This is a genomic window from uncultured Amaricoccus sp., assembly GCF_937891315.1.
Taxonomy (GTDB): Bacteria; Pseudomonadota; Alphaproteobacteria; order Rhodobacterales; family Rhodobacteraceae; genus Amaricoccus.
This window is the reverse complement of the sequence record NZ_CALAGI010000150.1, coordinates 1-3928: the sequence shown is the minus strand read 5'-3', so window position 1 is coordinate 3928 and position 3928 is coordinate 1. Positions and strand designations below refer to the sequence as shown.

The window sequence follows — 3928 nt, the reverse complement described above, 5'->3', positions numbered from 1 at the left end:
AAGAGCGGTCCGCGAAAACATCTCGATCCGAACCAATCAAACGGATCTGGTATCAGGCGGTCGGCGGGTGCGCGACGGCGAGGCCGGCGCGTTCCAGTTCGGCGGCGGCGCGCAGGGCCATGTCCTCGCGCCAGGGCGGGGCGATGATCTGCACGCCGATCGGCATGGCGCCGGCCGCGAAGACGGGCACGGTCACCACCGGCAGGCCGACGCAGGAGAAAGGCTGCGCCATCAGCCCCAGATTGGGGCGCAGCGGCAGTGTCGCGCCGCCGAGTTCCAGCGTCTTCTGCCCGATCAGCGGCGCCGCGCAGGGGGTCGCGGGCGCGAGGATCAGGTCCAGGCCGCGAAAGACTTCGAGCATCCGCTCGAGCCACCACTGCCGGACCCGCTGCGCCCGCACCGCCCAGGCGGCGGGCAGCAGCGCGCCGGCGAGGAAGCGGTCGCGGGTGTCGGGGTCGAAGTCCGTCGCCCGCGTCCGCAGCCGGTCGAGATGGAAGGCGGCGCTTTCGGAATTGGTGATGATATAGGCCGCCGCCCGCCCGGCCTCGACACCGTCGAGCGAGACGGGCTTCGCGCCGAACATCTCCGCGACGCTGGCGAGGGCGGCGCGCGCTTCCCCGCCCGATTTTTCCAGGAACCAGCCGTCCGCGACCCCGAAGCGCAGCCCCGCGACACCTTCGCCGAGGCGGGGCGCCGTGGGCTCGACCAGGCGCTGGGCGCAGGCATGGTCGTGCGGATCGGGGCCCTGCAAGGCATCGTAGGCGAGCGCGAGGTCGGCGGCGGTCCGGGCGAAGGGGCCGAGATGGTCGAGGCTGTCGACGAAGGGAAAGGCCCCGGTGCGCGGCAGTCGCCCATAGGTCGGCTTCAGGCTGAAGACGCCGCAGAGCGAGGCGGGCACCCGGATCGAGCCGTTGGTGTCGGAGCCGAGTGAAACCGGCGCCAGCCCCGCGCCGGTCGCCGCGCCGCAGCCGGAGGACGAGCCGCCGGTCATCCGGTCCGGATCGTGCGGATTGCGGCAGGCGCCGTCATGCGCGTTCTCGCCGGTGAAATCATAGGCATACTCGCCCATGTTGAGCCCGCCGAGCAGGACCGCCCCGCTCGCTGTCATCCGGCGCAGGAGCACGCCGTCGCGCGTGGCGGGCGCGCGCTCGCGGTTGATCTTCGAGCCGGCGCGCGTCGGCAGGCCGGCGATGTCGAACAGGTTCTTGACCGCGAAGGGAACGCCGGCCAGCGGCCCGAGCGCCGCGCCGGCGGCGCGGGCGGCGTCGATCGCCCGCGCTTCGGCCAGGGCGCGGTCGACGGTCACGTCCGTATAGGCGTTGACGCGGGGATTGTCGCCCGCGATGCGCGCCAGCGCCGCCTCGGTCACCGCGCGGGCGCTGACCGCGCCGCGCGTGACGGCGGCGGCGATCTCGGCCGCCGCCACCCAGGGGCCTGTCGGATCGGTCATGCGGTGGGGTCGGGCCGCGGGCGGCCAGGTGGAAGGTAGGCCGGCGCGAGTTCGAGCGCGCCATCATCCAGCGGAACCTGATCGAGGACCACCGCCATTTCGGCGGCGATCCCCAGGAACCGGCGCACCCCGGCTCGGTGGTCCGGCGCGATGGCGAGGCCCATGAGCCCCGCCGCCGCGTCGATATAGGCGTCCGCGTCGGTCATTCGGCCGGCTGCGCGATCGGATCGACCATCCGATCCGGGGTCGGAGCGGGTTCATCGCCCGCGATCGCGAGGCGACCGGAGAGATAGAGGAACCCGCCCAGGATCACGTAGGCGAGGGCCACCAGCGGCGTCACGTTGAAGCCGATCGATTCACCGTGCATGAAGCCGAAGAAGGTCAGCGCGGCGCCGACGAGGGCGAAGATCGCCGCCGTCTCGAGCTTGCGCTCGATGATGAACACCGCGATCGAGGCGAGGATCAGGCCCGAGAGGATCGCGCCGCCGCCCAGGATATGCAGGCCCTGATAGAGCACGCCATTGCCGGCCATCGCCGTGATGAGCTCGGGCGTGACCTGTACCCCGGCCGCGCCGAGCGCGCCGTTGACCATGGTCAGCGCCCAGGCCGCGATGCTCGGCAGCAGGGCGAGGACGACGGCCGGCGCGTGGCTGGACGGCGTGCTCTGGAAGGCCTGCGCGCCGATCAGCATGCCGATATAGAGCAGGATCGGCGAGATGGCGACGATCGGGACCAGGGCGAGGACCACGGCGATCACCCCGAACCAGCAGAGCACGATCACCATGATGCCGGTGGCGAAGGAATAGCCGACGCGGCCGCCCATCGCCTTCCAGCCCGGGTGGCCGATATAGACGGCGTTGATGAAGGGGTTGCCCATCAGGCAACCGATCAGGCTGACCACGCCGTCGGCGGTCAGGACGCGGGTGGTGGGGTAGTGGTCGCCCGCCGCCTCGGCGCTCTCGACGTTGTCCATGGCCTCGACGAGGTCATAGATGCCGAACGGGATGGCGGTGACGAGGATGATGCCGAGAAACTTGAACCCGTCCCGCACATGATCGATGGCCGGTGTCGGGAAGGAGAAGCCGAAATTCGAGAAGGCGCTCTGGAGGCCGGCGGCGTTGATGCCGGCGACCTCGTAGCCGAGCATGGCGGCGCCCCAGACCACCGCCATGCCGAAGGCGATGGCAATGAGACCGGCGGGAATGCCGCGAGGATAGCGCACGCCGCCGAACCAGGAGACGAGGATGATCCCGAAACAGACCATGCCGATGACCGGGTTCAGGAACATGTCGAAGGCCGGCTTCATCGCGATGAAGGCGATGGACACGCCGGCCAGCGCGCCGAGCAGGGCGGCCCGCGGTGTCACCCGCCGCACGAACGGCGCGATGAAGCCGCCGATCATCAGGATGAAGCTCTGGAAGAACACCCAGACGAGGCCGGCCTCCCAGCCCATGATCGGATCGCCGGTCTCGATGGTGATCGGCAGCATGATGACGAAGGTCACGACGAACATATGCGGCACCGAAATGCCCGAGGGCAGGGCGCAGACATCGTCGCGGCCGGTCCTCCTGGCATAGGTATAGGCGAGCCAGGCGTAGTATCCGGTGGAAAGGAACATCATCAGGCCGGTCGCGGGCAGGATGCGGCCGAAGATGATGTCGGTCGGCATCTTGATCACGAATTGCAGCAGCCCGGTCAGCACCAGCAGGTTGACGAGGATATTGGTGCCGAAGCCGAACAGGGCGTTCCAGTCGCCCGGCACCCAGAGCTTGACCGGTCGGGCCATGGAAGTCTGCATGATGAGGGCTCTCCAGTTTGCGCGGGGTCAGGCTGCCTGACGCGCCGCCGCGAGGGTTTCGACGAAGGCGGCGCTGTCACTGACCCAGCCGAATATTCCGCTCTGGGCCTTGATCATCTCGAGCCCCACGCGATGGAACTCGGGGAAATAGGAGGCGCAGGCATCGGCCAGCGCCACGCATTTGTAGCCGCGATCATTGCCTTCGCGGATCGTGGTATGGACGCAGACCTCGGTGGTGACGCCGCAGACCATCAGCACCTCGACGCCGCGATTGCGCAGCACCTGTTCGAGATCGGTCTGGTGAAAGGCGCCCTTGCCCGGCTTGTCGATCACCGTCTCGTCGCCGAGCGGTGCGAGTTCGGCGATGATGCCGTGGCCGACCTCGCCGCGGACCAGGATGCGACCCATCGGTCCGGGATCGCCGATCCGCTTCGAGGGCGCGCCCCGGGCCACCTTGGCCGGAGGCGCGTCCGAGAGGTCCGGCCGGTGCCCCTCGCGCGTATGGATCACCATCACCCCGGCCGCGCGCGCCGCCTTGAGCGCGGCCGCGCAGGGCCCGATGGCTCGCCGCAGCAGGCCGACGTCGTTGCCGAGCGTCTCGCCGAAGCCGCCGGGCTCGATGAAATCGCGCTGCATGTCGATGATGACGAGCGCGGTCCGCGCGGGGTCGAACCTGATCG

The 3928-nt window shown here is 69.7% G+C and carries 4 protein-coding genes; all 4 read right to left on the bottom strand.

Annotation, left to right across the window (positions count from 1 at the left end; all coding sequences use genetic code 11):
- Window positions 1-52: 52 nt before the first annotated feature.
- Genes Q0480_RS14730 through Q0480_RS14715 form a run of 4 tightly spaced genes read right to left on the bottom strand, consistent with a single transcriptional unit; the run spans window position 53 to window position 3926 of the window.
- The gene (locus tag Q0480_RS14730; protein ID WP_299134051.1) at window positions 53-1450 is read right to left on the bottom strand and encodes an AtzE family amidohydrolase; all 1398 of its coding nucleotides are present in this window, start codon (window positions 1448-1450) and stop codon (window positions 53-55) included.
- Window positions 1447-1656 (bottom strand): AtzG-like protein, encoded by a 210-nt coding sequence (locus Q0480_RS14725; protein ID WP_299134050.1) that lies wholly within the window; start codon window positions 1654-1656, stop codon window positions 1447-1449. Before Q0480_RS14725 ends, Q0480_RS14730 begins: the two co-directional genes overlap by 4 nt.
- Window positions 1653-3248 (bottom strand): hypothetical protein, encoded by a 1596-nt coding sequence (locus Q0480_RS14720; protein ID WP_299134049.1) that lies wholly within the window; start codon window positions 3246-3248, stop codon window positions 1653-1655. The genes Q0480_RS14725 and Q0480_RS14720 overlap by 4 nt, the downstream gene beginning before the upstream one ends.
- Window positions 3249-3275: 27 nt before the next feature.
- Window positions 3276-3926 carry an isochorismatase family cysteine hydrolase gene (locus Q0480_RS14715; RefSeq protein ID WP_299134047.1) on the bottom strand — a complete coding sequence of 217 codons (651 nt, stop codon included), beginning with the start codon at window positions 3924-3926 and terminating at the stop codon, window positions 3276-3278.
- Between the last annotated feature and the right edge of the window lie 2 nt (window positions 3927-3928).

Excerpts from the sequence above, each read along its gene's own strand:
- Q0480_RS14720 (WP_299134049.1), bottom strand. The coding sequence starts at position 3,248 with ATGCAGACTTCCATGGCCCGACCGGTCAAGCTCTGGGTGCCGGGCGAC.
- Q0480_RS14725 (WP_299134050.1), bottom strand. The coding sequence starts at position 1,656 with ATGACCGACGCGGACGCCTATATCGACGCGGCGGCGGGGCTCATGGGC.
- Q0480_RS14730 (WP_299134051.1), bottom strand. The coding sequence starts at position 1,450 with ATGACCGATCCGACAGGCCCCTGGGTGGCGGCGGCCGAGATCGCCGCC.